Origin of the sequence: Alcaligenes sp. 13f (assembly GCF_020496585.1) — a bacterium.
GTDB classification, from domain to species: domain Bacteria; phylum Pseudomonadota; class Gammaproteobacteria; order Burkholderiales; family Burkholderiaceae_B; genus Alcaligenes; species Alcaligenes phenolicus.
On record NZ_JAHKKC010000066.1, the window covers coordinates 1 to 435 of the forward strand.

At 75.6% G+C, this 435-nt stretch carries 2 protein-coding genes; one reads left to right on the forward strand and one right to left on the reverse strand.

Translation table 11 applies throughout. The features are described from left to right. The coding region (locus KOE80_RS20150; protein WP_226349848.1) for a hypothetical protein at positions 1 to 191 on the forward strand (191 nt) is incomplete at its 5' end. Here KOE80_RS20150 and KOE80_RS20155 read toward each other — a convergent pair. Beyond that, positions 145 to 435 (reverse strand): oxygenase MpaB family protein (locus KOE80_RS20155; protein WP_226349849.1); only part of this gene is annotated, 291 nt, incomplete at its 5' end. The genes KOE80_RS20150 and KOE80_RS20155 overlap by 47 nt on opposite strands.

A 435-nucleotide genomic window follows, 5' to 3' on the forward strand; every position in this document is an offset into this window, starting at 1 on the left:
TGCGGGGTCTGGCCCAGACCGGCCGGGCGGACGAGGCGAGGGCGCTGCGTCCCGCCGCCAACCGCGCGCTGAAGGCGCTGCCGGCGCAGGCCTTTCCCGCCGTCGCCTACGCCGCCTTGGTCCGGACCGACGCACCTGAGCCGGTCAAGCGGCTGCGTCTGACCTGGGCGGTGCTGCGGGGCCGGGTGTGACGCGCCGGTTCGGCTGACCGGCGAACGCCCAGCGCAGCGTACGCGCCACGCCCCGCGTCTGCGCCCGCAGCAGCGGCTGGCGCAGCACCGGCGACGGGAAACCGTGCATCCGCCGCGCCCACTCGGGCAACAGGTCCACGCCCGCCTGCATGATCAGCCGCTGCACCGGCTCCGCCGCCTTCGACCGCGCCTGCTGGTTCAGCACCAACTCCGCCACCTCCCGCGTCCGCTCATCGACCAGCAG